The organism is Chitinophaga ginsengisegetis (assembly GCF_900168065.1).
GTDB lineage: Bacteria > Bacteroidota > Bacteroidia > Chitinophagales > Chitinophagaceae > Chitinophaga > Chitinophaga ginsengisegetis.
This window is the reverse complement of sequence record NZ_FUZZ01000002.1, coordinates 1055170-1079344: the sequence shown is the minus strand read 5'-3', so window position 1 is coordinate 1079344 and position 24175 is coordinate 1055170. Positions and strand designations below refer to the sequence as shown.

Here is a 24175-nt window from a genome sequence, read left to right as displayed (position 1 = left end):
ACTCCGTAATTCGTAATTTGTATTTCGTAATTCTTCCCTACTTTTACACCTCCTTAAGTAACTTCTCTATATATGGCAAACAGCTTATATGACTTTGGAATGATCGGCCTCGGCGTAATGGGCAGAAACCTGTTACTGAATATGGCGGATCATGGCTTTTCCGTTATCGGCTTTGATAAAGACGCTGCCAAGAACAGCGCACTGGAAGCAGCCGCTACCCCCGGTACTACCGTTAAAGGTGTTGCAGAGCTGGCCACTATGGTACAGTTGCTGGAACGTCCCCGCAAATTAATGATGCTGGTACCCGCCGGTCAGCCGGTAGATGACGTGATAGCTTCCCTGTTGCCGCTGCTGGAGCAGGGCGACGTAGTAATAGATGGTGGTAACTCCCACTATACGGACACTTTACGCCGTGTGAAACAACTCCGTGAAAAAGGTATCCATTTTATGGGTATCGGCGTTTCCGGTGGTGAGCAGGGCGCGCGTACCGGTCCGAGCATTATGCCCGGTGGCGACCTCGATGCCTATGCAAAGGTACAACCCATGCTGGAAGCGATTTCCGCCAAAGTAAAAGGTACGCCTTGTGTAGCTTACCTGGGTAAAGAAGGCGCCGGCCATTATGTGAAAATGGTGCATAACGGCATTGAGTATGCCATTATGCAACTGATCAGTGAAAGCTATACCCTGTTGCAAAAGGGGGCTGGCCTCAACAATGATCAACTGCACGAAGTATTCAAAAGCTGGAACCAGGGCGCATTACAATCGTTCCTGGTGGAAATTACCGCAGATATCTTCCTCCAGAACGACGATAAATCAGACAAACGCCTGGTAGACGTGATCTCCGATAAAGCAGGTTCCAAAGGAACCGGTAAATGGACTTCACAGGATGCGATGGAATTGCCGGTAGCCGTTCCCGTGATTGATACCGCGGTAGCTATGCGCACCCTTTCCGGTTACAAAGAGCAGCGCCTGGAAGCAGAAGCGATCTATAAAGCACCGGAAAATACTATTCATGCCGACACGGAAATGTGGATTAAACAGGTACACGATGCCCTCTACTTTGCCACCATCCTGAGCTATGCACAGGGACTGGCTATGCTGAGAGAAGCCTCCTCTGACCTGAAAATGGAAATCCCGTTACCGGAAGTGGTGAAAGTATGGAGAGGTGGTTGCATCATCCGTTCTTCCCTGCTGGAAATATTTACACAGGCTTACCAGAAAAATGCTGATCTGGCCAACATCCTGCTGGATGAAGGCGTAGCTTATCTCGTACAATCAGTTGAAAGCAACACCCGCAGCGTAATTGCGCAGGCCGCCTCCGCAGGTATCCCTGTAGGCGGATTCATGTCTGCTTTATCTTATTTCGATGCGTTCCGTACCGGCCGCATGGCTACCAACCTGATTCAGGCACAGCGAGATTACTTCGGCGCACACACCTATCAGCGTATTGATATGCCAGGCACTTTCCATACGGAATGGCAGCAGCACTAAAAATGTTCATCTTTAATTAAACATATGCAGATCCATAAACGCCCGCCTGCATCCATCCTGTTCATATTCGGAGGCAGTGGCGATTTAAACTACCGGAAACTAACGCCTGCGTTATATAATCTCTTTTTAGATGACTGGATGCCGGAACAATTTGCTATTGCAGGTTTAGGCCGTAGTCCATACAGCAACGAAGACTATAATAAACACCTGCTGGAAGGAATCAGCAAGTTTTCCCGCCGGAAGGGTGAGCAGAATGGTCACTGGCAAGATTTCAGTAATCATGTTACTTACCTGCAGATGGATGCGGAAGATCCTGCATCTTACAGCAAGATCACCGATTTTGTAACGCAGAAGGAACAAGAGTGGGGCGTACATCCAACCGTTATCTTTTACCTGGCCGTAGCGCCGCAACTGGTACCGAATATAGCCACCCGTTTGGGTGAACTGAACCTTTGCTCCGATAAGCATTGCACCCGCATTGTAGTGGAAAAACCATTTGGTCATGACCTGCAAAGCGCGCATGAACTGAATGAACTGCTGGCGAAGAAATTTACAGAAGAGCAGATTTACCGTATTGATCACTACCTCGGTAAAGAAACCATTCAGAATATCCTGGCTTTCCGCTTCGCAAACGCATTGTTTGAACCGGTATGGAACCGCAACTATATCGATAACATCCAGATCACTGCTGCTGAAAGCGTGGGACTGGAAGGTCGTGGCGGTTACTACGAAAGGGCAGGAGCGCTGCGCGATATGGTGCAGAACCATATCCTGCAGATCATGTGCATCCTGGCAATGGAAGCGCCGGTATCTTTTGATGCCAATGAAGTGCGCAATAAGAAAGTGGATGTGCTCAACGCTATCCGCCGTATTACACCGGATAAGGTGCATGAGCATGCCGTACGCGGACAATATTCTGCTGGCTGGATGAAAGGAAATAAAGTGGCCGGCTACCGCGAGGAAAAAGGTGTGGATCCCAAATCCAATATCGATACTTACGCTGCCGTTAAATTTTATATCGACAACTGGCGCTGGCAGGGCGTTCCGATCTATGTGCGCACCGGTAAATACCTTCACCAGAAAGCTACCAATATCATTATCACCTTTAAGGAAGCACCTCCTTATTCCTTCCCGATAGAAGCTGCACAAACATGGCGCCCTAACAGGCTCACCATCAGCATTCAACCGGAAATGGATATACGGATCCGCTTCCAGGCGAAACGTCCCGGACAAACCATGACGCTGGACCCTGTAGACATGACCTTTAACTACGATGCCGCCAATGGCGAGCATGCACCGGAAGCATACGAAACTTTGCTGCTGGATGTAATGGAAGGCGATGCTACCCTGTTTATGCGCGGCGACCAGGTAGATGCTGCCTGGAAAGTGATCATGCCTATCCTGGAAACATGGGAAAACCGCACTCCGCAGGACTTCCCGAACTATGCACCCGATTCATGGGGCCCCGACGATGCAGACGCACTCGTTGCCCGCGACGGTCATACCTGGATTAATTTACCTACTAAATAATAATTACGGACCATTTGTGAAAATGGTCCGTAACTTTTTTATCTTATGGAACTACATATCGCAAAAGATCCTGCCCAGCTGAGTGAAAATGTAGCCGCGTGGATCAGCAACTACATACTGGAAGTATTACAAACACAGGAACGGTTTACGTTTGTGCTGTCTGGTGGTAATACGCCAAAGCAGCTATACAGCCTGCTGGCGAAAGCTCCCTACAACATGGTGATACCCTGGGAGAAAATACATTTTTTCTGGGGAGATGAAAGAGATGTGGCCTTTGAAGATGAGCGCAACAACGCCCGCATGGCATTTGAATCATTACTGGATAAAGTAAGTGTAAATCCTGAAAATATCCATGTAATGCGTACCGATATCGGCCCGGAAGAATCGGCTGCCGAATATGAAAAGATCCTGAAATCGTATTTCGGAAAAGATGATACCACGTTTGACCTGGTGTTACTGGGTATGGGAGACGACGGGCACACCCTGTCACTGTTCCCCGGATTACCCATTGTACACGAAAAGAAAGCCTGGGTGAAATCATTTTTCCTGGAAGCACAGAATATGTACCGCATTACCTTAACGGCACCGGTAGTCAATAAAGCTGCCTGTGTGCTGTTCCTCACCACCGGCGCCAACAAGGCCATTACGCTGAAAAGCGTGATCGAAGGCACTTTCGATGCTGAGAAATACCCTTCCCAGTTGATCAGACCGGAAGAAGGTGAGCTGCATTGGTTTGTAGACGAAGCTGCTGCCGGCGCAATGGAAATTTAACAAAACATAAAGCAATTGCTGTAAAGGGCTGAGCGGATTAAGAGATCCACTCAGCCCTTCTGCTTTCTGCTTTCAGCTATTTTCTGTAGCTTGTGATTGTAACAACGATGAGATTATGTTTGATAAGCCCATATTCGACGCACACCTGCATATCATTGATCACCGGTTTCCTTTGCAGCCAAACGAAGGCTTTTTGCCATCGGAATTTTCAGTAGCCGACTACCAGCAACAGGTAGCGCCGCTGAATATCGCCGGCGGGGCAGTGGTTTCCGGCTCTTTCCAGGGATTTGATCAGGGATACCTGCTGGAAGCGCTGAAGCAGCTGGGGGCCGGTTATGTTGGCGTAACGCAGATACCAGCCGGTACCAGCGACGAAGAAATTATAGCCCTGCATGAAGCAGGTGTACGCGCCGTAAGATTTAATGTACAGCGCGGCGGTTCCGAAAGTGTAAAACACCTCGAACGGCTGGCGTTACGTGTATATGAACTGGTGAAATGGCATGTGGAGTTGTATGTGGATTCCCGGCAACTTCCCGGGCTGTCTACCACCCTGCATAAATTGCCTGCCGTGGTAATTGATCACCTGGGTTTGTCAAAAGCCGGGTTCAAATATTTATTGCCATTGGTGGAGAAAGGAGCGAGGGTAAAGGCGACGGGGTTCAGTCGTTGTGATTTTGATGTATTAACCGCCATGCGCCAGATTACGGCTATTAATGCAGGCGCTTTATTATTCGGTACAGATTTGCCCTCTACCCGGGCGCCGCGGCCATTTGCTGCTTCGGATCTGCAACTGATCCTCCAGAATTTCCCGGCAGATATTGCCGCTAAAATATGCAGGGAAAACGCATTGGCGTTGTACCAGCCACGTGGTTAAGCATTCCGGCTTTTATCCCGCAAGGGATAAAAGCCGGAATCTTTTGTATTAAATCCAGGTATCAATTCCCACCGTTTCCATTTCTCTTTTCAGATGTTCCGGCATTAGTCCGTTTAACAAGGTACCCGGCGCAGTACTCGGGTATATGTCTTCAAAAGTTTTCACCTGGTTCATAAATACCCGGCGGAAAATATGCCGCCTGGTAATATCATGCGGATCCTTCAAACCTGCTGCACCAGCAAGTTCTATAGCGCTTTCAATAGTATCACGGTGATAGTTGGCTACGCGGTGTTTTTTGTCGTCCACCACCAGGCCGGCAGATAACCATTTATCCTGTGTTGCCACGCCGGTAGGACATTTATTGGTGTTACATACCAATGCCTGTATGCATCCCAGTGCCATCATCATTGCACGTGCGCTGTTGCAGGTATCGGCGCCCAGGGCCATTGCCCGCAGCATGTGATAGCCCGTGAGTATTTTACCCGATGCAATGATCTTCATATGATGACGGATATTGAACCCGGTAAGCGTGTCGTGTACGAAAGAAAGTCCATCCATGAGCGGCATACCCACAGAGTTGGAAAATTCCGGCGGAGCTGCGCCGGTGCCGCCTTCTCCACCATCTACCGTAATAAAATCAGGGTAGATATCTGTTTCTATCATCGCCTTGCAGATAGCGTAGAATTCGCGCTGCTGGCCAATGCATAATTTGAATCCAACCGGTTTGCCTTTGCTGAGATCGCGCAGGCGCTGAATAAACAGCATCATTTCCCGCGGACTGTTAAATGCTTTATGATAAGGAGGAGAGAATACAGTGGTATGTGGTTTTACATGACGGATGGCTGCAATTTCGGGCGTGTTTTTAGCCGCCGGCAATATGCCGCCATGACCGGGTTTGGCGCCCTGCGAAATTTTCAGTTCTATCATTCTGACTTGTGGCAGCGCGCTTTTTTCTGCAAACAAACTATCGGAGAAATTGCCATCATCATCGCGGCAACCGAAATAGCCGGTACCTATTTGCCAGATGATGTCGCCACCCTGTTTGAGGTGAGCTTCACTGATACCGCCTTCGCCGGTGTTATGCGCGAAGTTGCCTATTTTGGCGCCCCCGTTTAAAGCCTGCACCGCGTTGTTACTGAGCGATCCATAACTCATGGCGCTCACATTCAGGATGCTGCCGGAATAAGGTTGTTTACAGTCTTTCCCGCCAAAGGTTACACGCGGGTCCTTTTCCAGGTGATCAAAATTCTGTGGCTGAATGGAATGCGCCATCCATTCATATCCTTCCGCGTATACATTAAACTGGGTGCCAAATGGCTGGGAATCCAGTTCCCGCTTGGCCCGCTGGTAAATGGTGGAACGGTCTACCCGGTTGATCGGGCTGCCATCAATATCGCTTTCCACAAAGTACTGGTAGATTTTGGGCCGCAATGCTTCCATCCAGTAGCGCATCCGCCCCACTACAGGGTAGTTGCGGATAATAGCGTGTTTGGTTTGCAGGAGGTCAAGCACGCCCATCACAACAATGGGCAATACCAACACCAGTAACCAGAATACCCAGGGGAAAAATAATCCTAAAACGATGATAACACCTAAACTCACACATGAAAATCCGATAAATGCTTTAACCATAGACTTTAATTTTTTGATTTTTTGATGCTCCTGGTTACAGGAGATTGCCGAATACTTCCTTAGCTATTGTTCTTATAAATCTACTTAACGTATGGCAGATAAATTTGTTAAATCTTGCGGAGGTTGTCTTTCTCAGGATTAAACTTATTACATTGATTTAGGGATTTGATCACTTTTGATTTTAAAAGATTTGGGGAGATATAAGCGGATATTCGCTTATATCTCCCCAAATCTTTTAAAAATCCCAAAAAATAAAATCAAGCTAATCAGTGTAATAAGTTTAATCCTGAGAAAGACAACATCCGCAAAAATCTCTGCCTCAGTTTTTAAATTATTTTATTATCTTTCAAAATAAGCCAATCTTCAATCAATCCACCACATGAAAAGATACATTCATCCTGGTAAGCTGGTAGCAACTTGCCTGTTCTTATTTAGTACTGTAGCAGGTGTCCGGGCACAACAATCCACGCCTTATGATGCCGCCCGGCTGAAAACCAGTTGGGAAGTGATAGAAAACCACTACCAGGGCAGCGACAATTTCCAGTCGGCCTTCACCTTTGTAAATACAGCCGGTAAACCGTTTCCCTCCAAAGGATGGCAGTTGTATTTTAATTTTATCAGGATGGTGACACCGGGCGAATTGCCGGGTCATGTGAAAGTGGAACATATCAACGGTGACCTGTACCGTTTTACACCGGCAGATGGTTTTAACGGTATCGCCGCCGGCGACTCCCTGAAACTTGCCATTACCGGCGATGCCTGGGCGGTGAACTTCACAGACGCGCCTACCGGGTTGTACCTGGTATGGGAGGAACAACCGGAAAAAGGTTTCTCTATTAAAGACTATAGTATCCGTCCTTCTACCACCGCAAAACAACTGATGCGTTACCCCGGTGATAAAACCGCGGTAGTAACGCCAACGGATATATTTAAACAGAATGCTGCAGTGAAAGATATCCCGGCATCGCAGCTGCCGCTGGTTTTCCCTACACCAAAATCATATACAGCTACCGGTAAAGGCCTGGTGCTGGATGCTTTCCCGGAAGTGAAAGCCGATCCGCAGCTGTCTGCCAGCGCAGCAGCACTGGATGCTGAGTTGCTAACGTTACTGGGTAAACGAAAAAAGGGAACAACCGTTATTAACCTGGTGTATGACGCCGCTATTACTGCGCCGGAAGGTTACCGTTTGAAAGTAGCGCCCGAAGGAATTACCATTACTGCGGGTACTGAAACCGGCGCTTTCTACGGCATTCAGTCTTTAAAAACACTGATTCCTCCGGCCGCATTCGCAGGCAACCAGAAAGCCATCACCATACCGGGAGTAGAGGTTACAGATGAACCCCGCTTTGGCTACCGTGCCTTCATGATAGATGTGGCCCGTAACTTTCATAACAAGCGTGATATGTTACGCATCATCGACCTGATGGCCCTGTATAAATTAAACATATTACATTTTCATTTCAGCGATGATGAAGGCTGGCGCCTGGAAATCCCTTCCCTGCCGGAACTCACTACTGTGGGGGCTAAACGTGGTCATAGCAGCGACTGGAAAAATATGCTGCCGCCATCTTATGGCTCCGGTCCGGATACTACCAACACCGCCGGCAGTGGCTATTTTTCACGCAACGATTTTATAGAGATCCTCCGTTATGCAACGGCAAGGCATATACGTGTTTTACCGGAAATAGAAAGTCCGGGGCATGCCCGCGCTGCGGTAAAAGCAATGGAATCCCGCTACTACCGCCTCAAAGCGGCTGGCCGTGATCAGGAAGCCAATGAATACCTGCTCACCGATTTGCAGGATAAATCTGAATATCATTCTGTTCAATATTGGAACGATAACGTGATGAACGTAGCGCTGCCTTCTACTTATCACTTCCTCGATAAAGTGGTGGAAGAATTGCAGTCGATGTATAAAGAAGCCGGCGCTCCACTTGAATCCGTGCATATGGGTGGTGATGAAGTGCCGGGCGGCGTGTTTGAAAAATCGCCTGCCTGTATCGCATTGATGCAGCAGGATAAATCACTGAAAGATGTAAATGATCTCTGGTATTATTACTACCGGAAAGTGAATGATCTGCTGAAAGCCCGCGATTTATCAGTAGCCGGATGGGAAGAAGCAGGTATGCGTAAAACAACCGTCAGTGGCGCATCGCAGAGTATCCCTAACCCTGATTTTGTAAACGACCACTTCCAGCTGAATGTATGGAATAACGTGATTGGCGGGGGACAGGAAGACTTATCCTATCGCCTGGCAAATGCAGGATACAAAGTAATTCTGTCTGGTGTAAGCAACTTTTATTTTGATATGGCTTATATGAAATCTTTTGACGAACCCGGATTTTACTGGGGCGGTTTTGTAGATGTGGATAAGCCATTTTATTTTATTCCGTTCGACTATTACAAAAATTCAAAAGTAGATGGCAGGGGCAATCCTGTTACGCCGGAGTTGTTTGTGGGCAAAGACCGGTTAACAGGTTTTGGCGCTTCCAATATTCCGGGTATCCAGGGGTTGTTGTGGAGCGAAACAGTAACCAGTTCCGACCGCATGGAATATATGATGTTGCCTAAGTTGCTGGGCCTCGCAGAACGGGCATGGGCACAGGATCCGGAGTGGGCTACCGAAAAAGATTCCGCAAAGGCCGATGCACTGTATGCGCAGGCGTGGAGTGTATTCAGCAATGTAATGGGCAAGCGCGAAATGCCGCGCCTGGATTATTACGAGGGCGGTTTCAACTGGCGCATTCCTACTGCAGGCGCGAAAGTGGAAAATGGTGTATTGAGCGCCAACATCCAGATGCCGGGTTTGGTGATAAGGTACACTACTAACGGTGACGAACCTACGTTGAAGAGCCCGGTATATACTGCACCTGTTGCGGCGGGTGGTAAAACTGTGAAGCTGAAAGTATTCAGTACCAAAGGCCGCAGCAGCAGAACCACCACTATAAAAGTGCCGGTAGCTGATACACAGATGAAGAATAATAAATTATAATTTTCCGGGAGAAAGGAAGACGGTGAGCAACGTGGATCTCCTGTTGCTCACCGTTTTCATTTACCTTCTTATCCCGGCAGGATCATGTAAATCCGCTGCATTTACCCTTCATCCATTTTCTTCTTCCTCCTTTTGCAATTTTTGTATTTTGTTCGTTAAACCCATATCAACCTGATGTTTCGCATAATTCCACTTATTATTAGCTGTTGCGTTGTTGGTTTCTCCGTGTGTGCACAAAAGAAAAATGATGCTTATCAATTGCAGATCCGCAAGGCGGTTTTCCCTGTTAAGATAGACGGCGTAATAGATGAAGCCGCGTGGCTGCAGGCCGATGTTGCTACCGGTTTTCATATGGTGCTGCCAATGGATACCAGCGCCGCCCGGTTGCGTACAGATGTGCGTATGACCTACGACGATAAGAACCTGTACCTGGTAGTGGAAAACTATACCATTGGCGACGGGCCGTATATGGTGGAATCATTGCGCCGCGATTTTGCTTTTCTGAAGAACGATAACTTCCTTTTGTTCATGGACCCGTTTGATGATCAGACCAATGGCTTTTCGTTTGGCGCCAACGCTGCCGGAGCGCAATGGGACGGTTTAATGTACGATGGCGGAAAGGTGGACCTGAGCTGGGATAACAAGTGGACATCAGTAGTAAAAAACTATCCGGATAAATGGGTTTTTGAAGCAGTGATACCTTTTAAAACCATCCGTTATAAAAAAGGAATCACCAAATGGGGAATTAACTTCAGCCGGAACGATCTGAAAACAACCGAGAAGTCGGCCTGGGCGCCGGTGCCGCGGCAGTTTCCCACGGCTTCGCTGGCCTATACGGGCAACCTGGTATGGGATGCCGCTCCTCCGGCTGCAGGGGCAAATGTATCGCTGATCCCGTACCTGTTGGGAGGCATGTTAAAGGACTATGATAAGGCTACTCCCACCAAATACCGGCGGGATGCCGGTTTGGACGCAAAAGTGGCGGTTACTTCTTCACTGAACCTCGACCTTACAGTGAACCCCGATTTCTCGCAGGTAGATGTGGATAAACAGGTGACCAATCTTGATCGTTTTGAATTGTTTTACCCGGAGAAGCGGCAGTTTTTCCTTGAAAACGGCGACCAGTTTTCCAACTTCGGCTATTCTACGATCCGTCCTTTTTTCTCAAGGCGTATTGGTCTTGGCGGCGTGCCGATCCGCTTTGGCGCGAGGCTGAGTGGTAAGCTTAATAAAGACTGGCGTTTGGGCGTAATGAATATGCAAACCGGGAAACAGGAGGAAACCGGGCTGCCGGCGCAAAACTTTACCGTGGCAGCTTTACAGCGCCGGGTATTTTCCCGCTCCAACCTGGGTTTTATCTTTATTAATAAGGAGTCGGTAAATTATGATCCGGCGAAAGTAACAGATAAGCCTGTTTACAACAGGTATAACCGGAACATGGGATTGGAGTATAACCTGGCATCATCCAATAATTTCTGGACTGGAAAGGCCATGCTGCTGAAGTCGTATACGCCGAATAAAACCGGCCATGATGTTGCGCATGCGGCCAATCTGCAATACACCAGCAAACAGTGGAATATTGGCTGGCAGCATGAGTACGTGGGGCGCAATTATAATGCGGAAGTGGGATATGTGCCACGCCAGGGATATATCAAGATAGCACCGCAGGTGACCCGTCTTTTCTTCCCGTTATCCGGTTCTGTATTGAGCCACGGGCCGCAGGTAACCAGCACCTGGTTTTTTGATGAGGCGAATATGCATCGTACGGATAATGAAACCATGCTTAACTACGGCATTGTGTTCCGGAAGCGGAACACGCTCAATGTATGGGCGTCCAATACCTATATCAAACTGTTGCAACCTTTTGATCCGACCAACACCGGTAAGGATAGCCTTGTAAACGGGAGTCAGCATAACTGGAACACGGTGGGTGCTGATTACGTGTCCAAGCCACAAAGCTTGTTTACCTATTCATTGTCGGCCCGCTATGGAGGCTATTATGCAGATGGCAGCCGGCTGATGACCAATACCGAACTGGGATATCGTTTCCAGCCGTATGTGAGCATTGCATTGAGTGCTAACTATAACAATATCAATTTACCAAAGCCCTGGGGTAATAATTCTTTCTGGCTGGTTGGCCCCCGGTTGGATGTAACCATGACCAACACTTTGTTCTTTACCGGGTTTATGCAGTACAATGGTCAGCAGAAGAACATGAACCTGAATACCCGCTTCCAGTGGCGCTACCGGCCGGCGTCCGACCTTTTTATTGTTTATACCGATAATTACCTTCCTGAGCCGTTTTATGTAAGGAACCGGGCTTTAGTGCTGAAGCTGGTGTATTGGTTTAATCTCTAATAAATTCCGTTTCGTATTAACAGTTAAGATTCGATTAACACTTTCCAGTTTTATACCACTTAACATTGCACCACAAGTTTGGCGTAAGGAACGGGTATGTCCGTTAAGATATATATAAAGTTTTCATTTACTATCGTTGTGAATATTATCTCCCTGTGGTTTTTACTACGGGGATTTTCACCATTTTAAAATCTAATTATGAACCGTCCTCCTATGATGAAGCAGCTGCTGCGTATCAGCTGTATTTTTCTGATGCTGGCAGGAACAGCTGCAGCACAATCCGCCACGGTGATTACGGGCAGGGTAGTGGACCGTCCTGTAAGGAAGATATCATTGTCTTACTGGTATGACCCGGGAATATCTCCGGCAGTTACGCAGGATACCTTATTAAAAACGGATTCTTTTTATTTCCGTATATCCGTTCCGGTTGAACGGATGATATTTTTTTATGCAGATGCCGGTAATGGATATAATTTTTATGGGATGATCCGTGGGGGAGATAGTTTGCGGATGATGATGCAGGGCGACAGTATCCTGTTTGGCGGCAGTGCCGCAGTGCTGAACAGGGCGGTTTATACGGCTAAGCGGGAGCAGGCGGCAGTGGCGATGCCTGAATTGCCTGATGCGGCACGGCTGGCAACGGCTTACGGGAAGCGGTTACAGGTGGCGGGCAGGGTATTGGCTGTTTACCGCGATAGTATAAATACTGCCACATGGGCGTTGGCGAGAACACATGTGCTGGCGGAAGCTGCATCCGGGCTGGTGAGTACTTTATGGAAAGTGGCTGCTGCGCCGGATAGTACGCTGGAAGAGAGACAGGTGCTTTTTTATAAGGATAACATACTACCTGCATTACCGCAACTCATTTCTTCAGATACAACGGTAACGTCTATACGTTATTTGAGTTACCTGCTGCATAAAGCAGAGGCAGATTATTTTATTCAGCATCGTTATGAATGTAATAACAGGGCGATTTATGAATGGCTTAAAACGCATTACAGTGGCCGGTTACGCGACAGATTACTGGCGCATTCACTGATGCTGGGTTTTGCAGCAGGCAATTCGCCGGAGGAACAGGAGTGGTGTGTACGCGATTACCTGGAAGTGGTGCAGGATGAAGCATGTAAACAGGCCATCGCAAAGCTTTACGGACGATCCAGGAAAGGGATCAGCAAAGGTGTAATGGCGCCGGCTTTTAGTTTCCAGGATGTGCAGGGCAACCTGGTGAGCCTGCGGCAATTCAGCGGAAAGGTAGTACTGCTGCATTTTTACAGTGCAACAGATCCGCTGCAGCCTGTGCTTACAGAAATAAAAAATTGCTTTGATGATAACGTTACGTTTGTGAATATATGCTGCAATGGCAATGCTGTAAAGGATTTGCCGGGATGGTTATGGCAGCTGGATGAACAACATCGTGATGTGCTTACGCAATACAATATTAGTAAGTATCCCTCATTTATTATCGTTGGAAAGAATGGTAAAGTGTATGCTACGAGGCCTCCGGATCCCGCAGTGGATCACGGTACAGCCCTCACCAACATTATCTATGAAGCATTATTGCAGTGAGCTTTTTTTCAGCGTATTTAGCCAATAAAACCGATGTAAGAACGTTTAGTAAAAGTACGCAGCTAATCCGCATCAGCGCCATTGTTCCGCAGCTAAATTTTCGAAAACCCGTTTAAACCAGATTGTTAATATTTACGTTTAAATATATATATGATAATGCTGGTTTAATAAAGACACAAATCGTATATTCAGTAAATAACCGTTAAGACCCCTCTATGCCACATGCCAAAGCGTTATTTTGACAGACTACAGACCATTGATTACCTCATTAGGATCAAAGGGACCGGTAAGCCCGCTCAGTTAGCCAAGCGGCTTCGTATTTCCGAAAGAACACTCTATGAATTCCTCAAAATGATGAAGGAGTTAGGTGCTCCCATTGAGTACGACCGGTACAAAGAAAGTTACTTCTACTCAGAAAAAGGCGGCTTCAACGTCAGGTTCTCAAAAAATCTGATCGCCGCGAGTACGATGTTTCTTTTATGCTTCCTTATTTGGTAAACATGGTCCGCGCACTGACCAGTTAACCGGCCTCCCTGTTAGCTCTCCCTGCGCCCACGCTGCCCTTTCAGGGCCTTAGATCTGTTGCACAGCTGTGACGCAGCTGTTCCAGGATCTTTTATGTAATCTTCCTTAATGGGTGGACAGGGAAAGTATTGTCTTTCGGGACAGTGGCTTTATCTGTCCACTTTTCTTTTTCCAAAATACTTAACATTCGATTAACTGTTGTCCCCAGGAATAGATCCAATTTTACGACTGAAATTATTGTCAGCTTTGATGAAGATCTTATGTGAACAATAACTTTTTTTTCATAACGCGGTTTAGATTAGATTTTAGATTATACGCGGGTTTCTGTTCAGTCACCTGCCCTACTTGAATCGTCTGCTTCCGTGGCAACTGACTGGAGTAAATTTACGTACCCATATTTGACTTAAATCAGCTCTATGGTACTAAACTGTATTATTTTGGGTAATAACCCGGAGGGATTTGAAGAGCTGGAGGATTTTTTGTCTGCTATCCCCTATGTTTACCTGGTTTGCAGAAGCCGGACGATGGCCGAAGCACGTTTTTGGCTGGAAACGCAAACCATTCATGTACTGATAGCAGGAGATTATGACGATCCGCTTTCCCTTCCAATGACCATTACGGGCGTGTTGCCCGTTCTAATAATGGCGTACAATGATACACCACCCGGTGGATTTGATTTCCTCCCGGCGGCACTCATGCACCTGCCATTTACCGCCGAAGCCTTAAACAATGTGTTCTCTAAAATTTATAAGACTATAGAAATGAACGCAATCACTTACCCCACCAAATATTCAGCGGATTACTTCACGCTGAAAACACAGCACAGCTTTGAAAAAGTATTTTATGAGGATCTGCAATACGTAGAAGTAATGGATGATCATATCATGCTTCACCTCCGCGATCAGAAACTGGTTACTACCGAGAAACTGGACTGGATCATTTCACAGCTGCCAGCCAGCGCTTTTATGCGGGTGCATCACTGGTTTGTAATAGGATTCCGCCATATTACATCACTGGCCGATGATCATGTAATGATTGGAGCAGCCAGGATTGCCCTGACTAAAGAAATGAGAAAGGAACTGGCTAAAAGATATCAGCTGCCTATGGAGTAACACCTGCGTGTAGTGCCGCCAGTATCTTACCCGCCACGCCACCGGCATCTTCGTCGTAAGCATGCCCGCCGGGCAGGATCATTTTTTCATACCGGACATTCAACGCTGAAAAGTTGAAGTCTTTTTCTTCTGCCCCAAATACCAGCAGTAATGGCTTATTGATAATTTTATTGATCTCGGCCGGAACACTCATCCCTTTATTACCGGATCTGCCCAGCATATCAGAAAGATGTACTTCGAGATCTGTATAAAGAGACGGCGACAGGAATACCAGGTGCTTTACTTCCCCGGCTATTTCCGGTGGCAGGCTGGTGTAAATAAACGGCAGCACATCAGCGCCCAGCGAATACCCCACCAAAACCACTCCGCGGTGACTGCCCCACTGCGCCTGGTAATACGTAATCAGCGAGGTTATATCCTTTGCCGCCTGCTGCGGCGATTTTTTACTCCAGAAATATTTCAGTGCATTCAATGCCACTACGGGGTAATTCTGCTGACGGAACGATTCAATCACGTTCGCAGAAAACTTCTTCATGCCTCCGTCCCCGGTTATATACACGATCAATGGTGCGGTACTGCCTGCGGGAGGCGCTTTGATCACCACCGGCAGGTTATTAACCCCGCTTTGTGCCTTTAACTGAAACGCTGTAAAGAAGAGAAAAAAACTGAGCAGCTTTGCTGCATGAAATAATTTACCTGGTATCATATACTCAACTCAATTAACGCCTCTCTGTAAAACAAAATCCGTTCCGCTATTGTTCGTCGGCCTCAGGGCTGCATTACCTTACTGAGTGCAGAAGGTAATTGTATCAGGTCGAAATCATGTTCGTATACGAGGTATTTATTAGTCCACTCGGTGGCATATTTCTCTTTAAACTCCCGTAAACCCTGGTAATGCCGGAAGAAGCGCAACTTCTCATATGCATACTTCACCATTTTTTCCGCGGTATTTTCCGGCTGGATAATGCCGGACATCGGTACCATGCCCAGGTTCAGGTAATGCAGTTCTTTTTGCTGCGCATCCTGGATCAGTGCAATGATCAGCGCATCCATTACGCCACCCGGCGCATCGGCACGTTTGCGGATCAGGTCATAGGTGCATTCCCCCGGGGCATAGTCAGGGATAATATTGAGGAACGCCGCTACTTTTCCTTCTGCATCAGTTACGGTAATGATGTCCTGGTTACGGATCACATCTTCATCAAATAATCCCTGTGAAAAAGTGAGTTCCTTTACTTCATACTGATGCAGCCATTCATCGCTCACTGATTTTAAAGCATGCAGCATAGCGGGCGATTGCGGCGCCGCGTGAAAAGCAGTAACATAGCCCTTGTTAGCAAGACTGTTCAAGCCGTTACGCAGTGATTTCTTGTCTTTGCCACTCAGCGTGAAGTCCCGTATATCCATAATCGCTTCCTGTCCGATCAGCATCTTTTTCTTTTTAAGATGACTGAAATAATAGGTACTGTCTTCATCCACCCGGTAGAAAGCAGGTCGCAGGCCCATCTTCCGGCATTGGTGTTCAAATTCTTCCAATACCAGCAGCTTATTATCTTCGCTGCATACCGGTTCTTCCAGTACAATAGCAAAACTGCCTGCCACGCGGTAAGCGATGAAACCTTCGTATTGTTCAGACATAAACAACAGTTTGTCCTGTCCTATTTTGAAGTAATCCATTGGTGAATCGCCATACTGGCTCAGGTAAAACCGCGCTTTCTCCAAACTGGTATTAGTTTGCTGCGTAACATGCAGGTAAGGGCGTATAATAGTATAAAAGAGGAAAGCCCATGCACTCACGCCTAACACCCGGATCGCCGACATAAATTCCTTTCCGAACCTGGTAACGGGTTGCAGGCCGTCGTCTTCCAGCAACATAAAACAATGGAAAGCATGACGGATAGATTGCTGCCAGGTGAAATCGATCCCAAAATGTCTCACATCTAAAAAATAAAAACCGATGGTGCCAAAAATAAGGACGACGAACAGTGTCGCCAAAGCCGTAACCACGCCGATATTGACCAGCTGCGGATTACTCTTTACCCGGTATTGCCGCGAAGTGATGAGCAATATTATGCTGGTAACCAGTGCCAGCGAGGCTTCTTCATAATCCAGCGCCTTCCCGATATGACCAAATACCGATAACAGGGAAACCGCCAGCGCCACAATCCAGGCGCTGCGTAAGCCCCGGAATAAAAAGGTGGCGGTAACCAGCAGCACCAGTCCCAGGAATACCACCAGTAAGTTGGTAGCATGGATGGAAGTACCGGGAATATAAGCGCGCAACAGATGCATACGGTTGGCAAGGGGAGGGGTGAGTACAGAAAAAATATTCACCATGCCCAGCAGGAAGATCAGGATAGGAGGCAATAACCGTAATACCAGCTCTCTGCCTTTCAGGGCAAAGGCTATCATCCCTGCAATCAGCGGCAGCCAGAATTCAAACAACCGGAATAATAAAGTGATTTCCAGCGCTTCCAGCGTACTGAATCCATAGTTGCTGAGGATATAGGCCAGCGATAATTCGATGGCGCCCAGTCCGCGGAGAAAAGGGGAAATAATTAAAAAGATGGTAGCTACTATATATCCTACACAGGCCGCTTCCAGCGACGGTGTAACGCCCACTGCCAGCATACTCAGGTAAAGATGCCCTACGCCGGCTACTTCTATCAGTACGGATGCGAGTACGGTATTCATAAAAGAGGGCACCGACAATTGAAATGTAAATATTTCATCTGCCTGCCGTGCTGCTCCCGGAAAATATTTTACCAGCCACTGGTAGGCTTTGCCTTTCAATTGCATGGAACGTACCAGCCATACCACGCCGAGCAGCAGTGCACAGATGGCAATGAGTCCCCACAAAGCATCTTTCATAGTGGCTGCATGCAACATGGCATACGCTACTACCGGAATGCCCACCAGGAAAACAGACAGGATGCCTACAAAGCCATAGATGCCGGAAGCCTGGTGGATCTGTTGTTTATGTAAACCGGTGCGGCGTAAGCTTTGTGGCAGATAAGCCAGTGAGCTGATACCACCTGCCGGGAGGAATACAGATAAAAGATTGCGCTTCAGGAATAATTCGGTGCTTCTGCCGGTATCCAGTTTTGCGCCCACTGCACGGAAACTGAATACATACATGGCTGCCTGTAATAAAATATAGGCCATCGTTACCACCACTCCCAATACTACCCAGCTTCTGTGTGCTTTTTCAATAGCGGGGATCAGGGAATATAATTCATGACGCTGTGAGCGGAAAAAATAGATGGCCAGTAATATGAATAACACCGCCAACAGCTCTTTCAGGTGGAGCTTACGCAAAAATGCTGCAGTAAAAAATTTCTTTTTCAAAGGTTCGTGGGTTTCGTTAGATCTGTTGTTCGCATTGATTACAAAGTTATGCCAACTTTTAAACGAATCCCTGTAGCTGTGGGGAGTTTAAGGGTATTTTAATCTCCTGGCACCAGGTATAATTTTGCGGGAGTGATGTTTTTCATAGTAATGGTTTAAAAGTGAGGAGAAGCGTTTTGTGCGTAAAAAAACTCCCGGTAGCACCGGGAGTTTTCCACTGTTGAGTATCAATTGTTGCGTGTTGTGCTTAGTGTTCTTCCTGGTTATAGGGAACAACCAATACGGGTATACGGGAGTGGCGGATGATATATTCCGCATTGCTGCCCAGCAGCATATGATCCAGGCCGGTTCGCCCGTGGGTACCTACCACCAGCATAGTGGCGTTGCTTTCATGTGCCTGTACCAGTGTTTCATTTTTAGGATTCCCGGTGCCTACCACAATGCTGATGTTCTTGTTATCCGGGTAATTTTGTTTGTAGGCTTCCAGTCTTTCCTCCACTTCCCGGATACGTGCCGGAATATCGTCGGTAAATACCGGTCCGCCTTCCGGCAGGCCTATGCCGATGCCTATTTCTACTACGGAGAAAAGGGTAACGGAAGCATTCATTTTATCGGCCAGTTCCAGGCCGGTCCTGATCAGGTTTTCTGAAAAGCTGCTCAGGTCTACTGCGATCATGATGTCTGACATATGCAGAGGTATTAATTTGTGAACATTTATTCATTTATCATTATGCTTTCAGGGCATCCCAGCAAAGGTCGAAAGTACTGTTGATCCGGCTTCTGTTAAGAGTGATGCCACTGTAGTGCGTTTGTTTTACCAGTTCATTCATGGCGCCCAGCATAAAGATGAGCAATAGCCCCGTATCTGTTTGCTTGATAAGTTGTTCTTTCTGCCCTCTTTCCATCAATGCGTAGAAGGGGGCGGACAGTTGCTGGGCCTTTTCCCTTGTACCGGCAGTGATAAAGGGAGAATGATAACATTGCTCCATAAAAATCACTTCTTCAAAGTGTTGCAGCTTATAGCGCAGGATATTCAGCCAGATATTTTTAAACCCGGGTTTGAAGGGTAATTGCGGGTTGTAACCTTTAAAAGATACCTGTACCGAGTTTTCCCTGCAGGCGGCGAATAAGGCATTGATCAGCTCATCTTTCCCTTTGAAGTAAACATAGAGCGTGCCTGTGGCAATGCCGGCTTCCCGGGAGATGTCGCCCATTGTAACGCCGGACAAACCTTTTTTGGCCACCAGCTTGAGGGCTGCCTGGAAAATCTGGACTATTTTTTTATCGTCTTTCAGTTTCACCCTACAAAGATAAGCGAATAAATATTCATTTTCAATATCAAAAAAAGCCTCCGCAGTGGAAACCGCAGAGGCGCTGTAGCTAGATGATGATTAAATCAAAAACCCATTGATCGTGAAACCGGTGGGTGATTGTTTAAACGCAACCGGTGTTTACAAAGTGCACCGTCGGCCTGAAAAGGCCAACAGGTAAGATATTTATTAGTTGTATGCATTTCAGATACTACTGAACATAAAACGGTAAAACAATATTAGCCGGATAGCTGGTGCAGAGCGTTAACTAAACCTAAACAAGAATTGAAATAACGGGGGATGGGTTAAAAAAAGAAACCCCTGCTGATGACATACAGCAGAGGTCTTTAAAACATTCACATGGCACCTGCGGCATTGCGTCAGATGCTGATAACACATTATAGCCTGTTATTAAGCTAAATAAGATGATTGCTGAATTTGGAAAGTTACCATAATGCTTAGTTATTGTAACTTGTCTGGTATCGAAATTAAATATTACTACCCGGAATAATCGTTAATCATTGGTTAATGACGCGATGAGCCCGCCCATTACCTTTGATTGTAGCATTTTCCCTTTCCCTGATACCATTTTCCATGCATTTGCATATGCCGCGGGATATGTATATTTTTTACGGGTTGTACTACTAAACTTAGCTATATGTTTCACCGGATTCCAACGTTATTGCTATTCCTATGCCTGCTCACCCCGCTAAAAGGGAATGCCCAGGACATGCCGGATATGTGGAATAAAGGTGCCATAGCCAATAAGCTCCACCCGGGGCTGAAATGGTTCGGGGAAGCAAAATTCGGGTTGTTCATTCACTGGGGACTTTACTCTAAACTCGGTGGCCGCTGGAAAGACAGCAGTTACTACGGCAGCGGCGAATGGATTATGAACCGCGCAAAAGCACCGGCGGCAGAATATGCCAAAGTAGCGCAATCATTCAATCCTACCGGGTTTAATGCAGAAGAATGGGCGGAAACAGCCCGGCAATCCGGGATTAAATATATGGTGATCACCGCCAAACACCACGAAGGCTTCAGTATGTACGATTCCAAAGTAACAGACTTTGATATTGTGGACGCCTCTCCCTATAAAAAAGACCCCATGAAGGCGCTATCCGACGCCTGCCGTGCAAAAGGCATACAATTCGGATTCTATTACTCCCAGTTCCTCGACTGGCACGAACCTGACGGCGGAGGCAATAACTGGGATTTTAAAAATAAAGAGAAAGATTACCAGCAATACTATCGCACCAAATCGATCCCGCAGCTGAAAGAACTATTAACCAATTACGGCCCGCTTGGCCTCGTTTGGTTTGATATGCCCGGCGGGTTAACAGCAGCACAAACGAAACAAATGATCGATAGTCTCCGGTTACTGCAGCCAGGCTGCTTATTCAGCAGCCGTGTAGGTCATGATCTTGGCGACTACCGCGACTTTGGCGATTCTGAAGTGCCCCCGGTTCCCATCCCCGGCGCCTGGGAATCCATTTATACACATAACGACTCCTGGGGCTATATCCGGCACGACCTGAACTTTAAATCACCTGAGCAAATCATCCGGCTCCTCGGTAATGTGGCCTCCAAAGGAGGAAACCTCATGCTGAATGTTGGTCCCGATGGCAATGGCCAATGGCCCGCCTATTCCATAGCATACCTGAAAGCCACCGGTAAATGGCTGCAAACCTACGGCGAAAGCATTTACGGCACCACCTGGGGACTGATCCCGGCACAGCCCTGGGGCGTAACCACCAGTAAGCCCGGAAAGTTATTCCTGCATATCTGGCAAATGCCCGCCAACAGGAAGCTACGGGTACCCGGACTCACCGCAAAAATTAAATCGGTGAAAATTATGGGCACTAAAAACCTGCTTGTATGGAAACAGCTGCCGGAAGAAACCATTATCCACCTGCCGGTAACGTTGCCGGATACACGAAGCACCGTGTTGGAAGTGGAATATACGGGGCCGCAAACCGACTTATCACAGCTCCGCACGCAAACCGTGAGCAGCGAATATCCGCAGGCGGAAATCCCCGCCGTATGGGCCGTCTTCAATGGCGCCGCCAAAAGCAAACTCTTTACTTATTCTCATTACTTTGGCGACTGGAAACATGATAACTGCATCACCGGTATGGTAACCCCGGACGATGCCATCGTATTTCCGCTGGAAGTGCAGGACGCAGGCGACTATAAAATCATACTGGATTACGCGTGCGAACCGGGCAGCGCCTCGCAACAGGGACTGGTAACCCTCGGCGGACAACAACTGCCTTTCCTCACGCTGGTAACCGGTAGCTACGACAGCCACAAACCCATGAACTTTATTCAACACGCAATAGGCATTATACATATCGATAAGGAAGGAAAACAAAACCTGACAGTGAAACCGGTTTCCGGTAACAAAAATGAACTATGCTGGTTACGGAAAGTAATCCTGCAACCAGTGAAATAATAATTTATCAGAAGAACAAGAACATGAAAAAAACACAACTCCTGTTTGGACTGGTTACCAGTCTTTATTCCGGTATAGCGATCGCACAGGTGAAAGCCCCTGCGACCGACTGGCTCATCAGCCACCAGTCGTATACCGCCACGGTAACTGAAAAAGATAAGGAAATTACGCTCAGCAACGGGTTGCTGAGCCGGAGTTTTCGTATAACCCCCAACGTGATATGCACCGATTACCGTAACCTGGTCAGCGGTGAACAGTTGCTGCGCGCCATTAAACCGGAAGCCCGGCTTACTATTAACGGGCACGACTATATGATTGGCGGCGCACAAGGGCAGAAACAACAGGCGTACCTGCTCCCCGCGTGGCTGGACAACCTGAAAGCCGGTTCAACAGATTTTATATACAGCGGCCACCAGGTAACCTCCATCTCTCCCTATTTAAAATGGCAGGCAAACGGCTGGTGCAGCAATCCAAAGCAGCCCACCGGCAAGGAGCTTACCTTTTCCTATGAAGCGCAGGCGCCTGAGCTGAAAGGGATCCATGTTAAAGTACATTACGATATATTTGATGGTATTCCACTCATCTCGAAATGGCTGGAGATCACCAACCAGGGCGGGCTACCCGTAAAGCTGCAACAGGTAGTAAATGAAATACTGGCAACACCGGAAGAAGAATCTGCAGTAGTAGGTGGTGTGAATAAAATGCAGGTGCCGCACGGAATTTATATTGAAAGTAATTATGCTTTCAATAATGCCATGAAGGCAAATCTCAGTGATCAAACCACTCACTGGAAAGCAGACAGCACCTACACCTCCCAGGTAAACTACGATCTGCAAACGCCCTGCCTGCTGGAAGTATACCCGATTGTACCGGTAGGCATTACCTTAGCTGCCGGTGAACATTTTGAATCTATCCGCACCTACGAGCTGTTGTTTGATAGTTATGACCGCGAAAGAAATGGATTGGCTAAAAGAAGATTTTACCGCACCATCGCACCCTGGACCACAGAGAATCCCATTTTTATGCACCTGGTAAGTACCGAGCCCGTGAAGGTCAAGGCGATCATTGACCAATGCGCTGCAACCGGCTATGAAGGCGTGATCCTTAGCTTTGGCAGTGGTTTGAATATGGAAGATACCGGTGCTGCCAACATCGCTAAGTTCAAAGCACTGGCGGATTATGCACATAGTAAAAAGATACTGCTGGGCGGTTACTCCCTGTTTTCGAGCAGGCGTATCAGTGAGGAAGATGACGTAATTAACCCGGCTACCGGCAAAACAGGCGGCGCATTTTTCGGCAATGCTCCCTGTATGGGAAGTAAATGGGGCCTGGGTTATCTGCAGAAAATTAAAAGTTTTATCAGCGCTACCGGCTTCGATATTTTTGAAAACGATGGTCCTTATCCGGGAGATGTTTGTGCATCCACTACACACCCGGGTCATACAGGCCTGGAAGATTCCCAGTGGAAGCAAATGCAGTTGCAGAAAGGACTTTATCACTGGCTCAATGAAAAAGGCGTGTATGTAAATGCGCCCGACTGGTACTTCATGGATGGTACCAACAAAATAGCATTGGGTTACCGGGAAGTAAATTTTTCCCTGCCGCGCACAGAACAACTGATCCTGAACAGGCAGAATATTTTTGACGGCACCTGGGAGAAAACCCCTTCCATGGGCTGGGGCTTTGTACCGCTCAGCGAATACCAGGGTGGTGGTGCAGCTGCTACCCTTGAACCGCTGAAAGATCACCTGGATGCGTACGACCAGCTGATGGCACAGTACTACGGCGCCGGCGTTCAGGCATGCTACCGCGGTCCGCGTTTATACGACACCGATAGTACCAAAAACCTGGTGAAGAATATGATCACCTGGTATAAAAAGTATCGTAACATTCTTAATACTGATATCATTCACCTGCGCAGGGCCGATGGCCGCGACTGGGACGGGATTATGCACGTAAGCGCACAATTGCCGCAAAAGGCCTTTGTGATGCTGTATAATCCAACTCAACAGGCCATTGCCCGTGAAGTGGCTTTGCCCTTGTATTACAGCGGGCTCACACAAAGCGTACGTATCCGGGAAAAAGAAGGGGCGCTAAAAACGTATACCCTTGACCGTAGTTACAACGCGCATGTTAAAGTAACCATCCCGGCAAATGGTTACACCTGGCTGGTAGCCGAATAACCTTGTATCAAACCAAATTTGTATAATT

At 47.5% G+C, this 24175-nt stretch carries 15 protein-coding genes; 10 read left to right on the top strand and 5 right to left on the bottom strand.

What is annotated here, in order from left to right:
- The first annotated feature begins 72 nt into the window (after positions 1 to 72).
- The 4 genes from gndA (at position 73) to B5Z18_RS18205 (ending at position 4666) form a co-directional block, all read left to right on the top strand.
- Positions 73 to 1491, top strand: coding sequence for an NADP-dependent phosphogluconate dehydrogenase (gene gndA, locus B5Z18_RS18220; protein WP_079470899.1), 1419 nt, complete (start codon positions 73 to 75; stop codon positions 1489 to 1491).
- Positions 1492 to 1515: 24 nt separating this feature from the next.
- Entirely contained in the window at positions 1516 to 3021 is a 1506-nt protein-coding gene (gene zwf / locus B5Z18_RS18215) for a glucose-6-phosphate dehydrogenase (protein WP_079470898.1), read from the top strand.
- A gap of 45 nt (positions 3022 to 3066) precedes the next feature.
- Positions 3067 to 3792 (top strand): 6-phosphogluconolactonase, encoded by a 726-nt coding sequence (gene pgl / locus B5Z18_RS18210; RefSeq protein ID WP_079470897.1) that lies wholly within the window; start codon positions 3067 to 3069, stop codon positions 3790 to 3792.
- Between the two features lie 115 nt (positions 3793 to 3907).
- Positions 3908 to 4666 (top strand): amidohydrolase family protein, encoded by a 759-nt coding sequence (locus B5Z18_RS18205; RefSeq protein WP_079470896.1) that lies wholly within the window; start codon positions 3908 to 3910, stop codon positions 4664 to 4666.
- Between the two features lie 48 nt (positions 4667 to 4714).
- On the opposite strand, the gene B5Z18_RS18200 is transcribed toward B5Z18_RS18205, so the two are convergent.
- Positions 4715 to 6298, bottom strand: coding sequence for an FMN-binding glutamate synthase family protein (locus tag B5Z18_RS18200; protein WP_079470895.1), 1584 nt, complete (start codon positions 6296 to 6298; stop codon positions 4715 to 4717).
- Between the two features lie 379 nt (positions 6299 to 6677).
- Here B5Z18_RS18200 and B5Z18_RS18195 point away from each other — a divergent pair, with 379 nt between their 5' ends.
- From B5Z18_RS18195 to B5Z18_RS18175, 4 genes are all read left to right on the top strand, one after another.
- Positions 6678 to 9290 (top strand): family 20 glycosylhydrolase, encoded by a 2613-nt coding sequence (locus B5Z18_RS18195; protein WP_079470894.1) that lies wholly within the window; start codon positions 6678 to 6680, stop codon positions 9288 to 9290.
- Positions 9291 to 9464: 174 nt separating this feature from the next.
- A complete protein-coding gene (locus B5Z18_RS18190) occupies positions 9465 to 11648 on the top strand; it encodes a DUF5916 domain-containing protein (RefSeq protein ID WP_079470893.1) in 2184 nt (727 codons plus the stop codon).
- Between the two features lie 198 nt (positions 11649 to 11846).
- On the top strand, positions 11847 to 13214 hold the full coding sequence (locus B5Z18_RS18185) for a TlpA family protein disulfide reductase (protein WP_079470892.1): 1368 nt from the start codon (positions 11847 to 11849) through the stop codon (positions 13212 to 13214).
- Between the two features lie 941 nt (positions 13215 to 14155).
- Positions 14156 to 14851: a LytR/AlgR family response regulator transcription factor gene (locus tag B5Z18_RS18175; RefSeq protein ID WP_079470890.1), complete on the top strand. Its 696-nt coding sequence runs from the start codon at positions 14156 to 14158 to the stop codon at positions 14849 to 14851.
- On the opposite strand, the gene B5Z18_RS18170 is transcribed toward B5Z18_RS18175, so the two are convergent.
- From B5Z18_RS18170 to B5Z18_RS18155, 4 genes are all read right to left on the bottom strand, one after another.
- Positions 14841 to 15557 carry an AcvB/VirJ family lysyl-phosphatidylglycerol hydrolase gene (locus B5Z18_RS18170; RefSeq protein ID WP_079470889.1) on the bottom strand — a complete coding sequence of 239 codons (717 nt, stop codon included), beginning with the start codon at positions 15555 to 15557 and terminating at the stop codon, positions 14841 to 14843. The genes B5Z18_RS18175 and B5Z18_RS18170 overlap by 11 nt on opposite strands.
- A gap of 62 nt (positions 15558 to 15619) precedes the next feature.
- Positions 15620 to 18199: a phosphatidylglycerol lysyltransferase domain-containing protein gene (locus B5Z18_RS18165; protein ID WP_079470888.1), complete on the bottom strand. Its 2580-nt coding sequence runs from the start codon at positions 18197 to 18199 to the stop codon at positions 15620 to 15622.
- Between the two features lie 247 nt (positions 18200 to 18446).
- The gene (locus B5Z18_RS18160) at positions 18447 to 18887 is read right to left on the bottom strand and encodes a universal stress protein (RefSeq protein ID WP_079470887.1); all 441 of its coding nucleotides are present in this window, start codon (positions 18885 to 18887) and stop codon (positions 18447 to 18449) included.
- A gap of 40 nt (positions 18888 to 18927) precedes the next feature.
- Positions 18928 to 19500 carry a TetR/AcrR family transcriptional regulator gene (locus tag B5Z18_RS18155; protein WP_079470886.1) on the bottom strand — a complete coding sequence of 191 codons (573 nt, stop codon included), beginning with the start codon at positions 19498 to 19500 and terminating at the stop codon, positions 18928 to 18930.
- Between the two features lie 667 nt (positions 19501 to 20167).
- Here B5Z18_RS18155 and B5Z18_RS18150 point away from each other — a divergent pair.
- Both B5Z18_RS18150 and B5Z18_RS18145 read left to right on the top strand, forming a co-directional pair.
- Positions 20168 to 21964: an alpha-L-fucosidase gene (locus tag B5Z18_RS18150; RefSeq protein WP_079470885.1), complete on the top strand. Its 1797-nt coding sequence runs from the start codon at positions 20168 to 20170 to the stop codon at positions 21962 to 21964.
- Positions 21965 to 21987: 23 nt separating this feature from the next.
- Positions 21988 to 24147, top strand: a complete 2160-nt coding sequence (locus B5Z18_RS18145; RefSeq protein WP_079471010.1) for an alpha-galactosidase — start codon at positions 21988 to 21990, stop codon at positions 24145 to 24147.
- Positions 24148 to 24175 lie beyond the last annotated feature (28 nt).

What these genes read in the sequence shown, in the direction of transcription:
- gndA (WP_079470899.1), top strand. Translation starts at nt 73, where the DNA reads ATGGCAAACAGCTTATATGACTTTGGAATGATCGGCCTCGGCGTAATG.
- zwf (WP_079470898.1), top strand. Translation starts at nt 1,516, where the DNA reads ATGCAGATCCATAAACGCCCGCCTGCATCCATCCTGTTCATATTCGGA.
- pgl (WP_079470897.1), top strand. Translation starts at nt 3,067, where the DNA reads ATGGAACTACATATCGCAAAAGATCCTGCCCAGCTGAGTGAAAATGTA.
- B5Z18_RS18205 (WP_079470896.1), top strand. Translation starts at nt 3,908, where the DNA reads ATGTTTGATAAGCCCATATTCGACGCACACCTGCATATCATTGATCAC.
- B5Z18_RS18200 (WP_079470895.1), bottom strand. Translation starts at nt 6,298, where the DNA reads ATGGTTAAAGCATTTATCGGATTTTCATGTGTGAGTTTAGGTGTTATC.
- B5Z18_RS18195 (WP_079470894.1), top strand. Translation starts at nt 6,678, where the DNA reads ATGAAAAGATACATTCATCCTGGTAAGCTGGTAGCAACTTGCCTGTTC.
- B5Z18_RS18190 (WP_079470893.1), top strand. Translation starts at nt 9,465, where the DNA reads ATGTTTCGCATAATTCCACTTATTATTAGCTGTTGCGTTGTTGGTTTC.
- B5Z18_RS18185 (WP_079470892.1), top strand. Translation starts at nt 11,847, where the DNA reads ATGAACCGTCCTCCTATGATGAAGCAGCTGCTGCGTATCAGCTGTATT.
- B5Z18_RS18175 (WP_079470890.1), top strand. Translation starts at nt 14,156, where the DNA reads ATGGTACTAAACTGTATTATTTTGGGTAATAACCCGGAGGGATTTGAA.
- B5Z18_RS18170 (WP_079470889.1), bottom strand. Translation starts at nt 15,557, where the DNA reads ATGATACCAGGTAAATTATTTCATGCAGCAAAGCTGCTCAGTTTTTTT.
- B5Z18_RS18160 (WP_079470887.1), bottom strand. Translation starts at nt 18,887, where the DNA reads ATGTCAGACATCATGATCGCAGTAGACCTGAGCAGCTTTTCAGAAAAC.
- B5Z18_RS18150 (WP_079470885.1), top strand. Translation starts at nt 20,168, where the DNA reads ATGTTTCACCGGATTCCAACGTTATTGCTATTCCTATGCCTGCTCACC.
- B5Z18_RS18145 (WP_079471010.1), top strand. Translation starts at nt 21,988, where the DNA reads ATGAAAAAAACACAACTCCTGTTTGGACTGGTTACCAGTCTTTATTCC.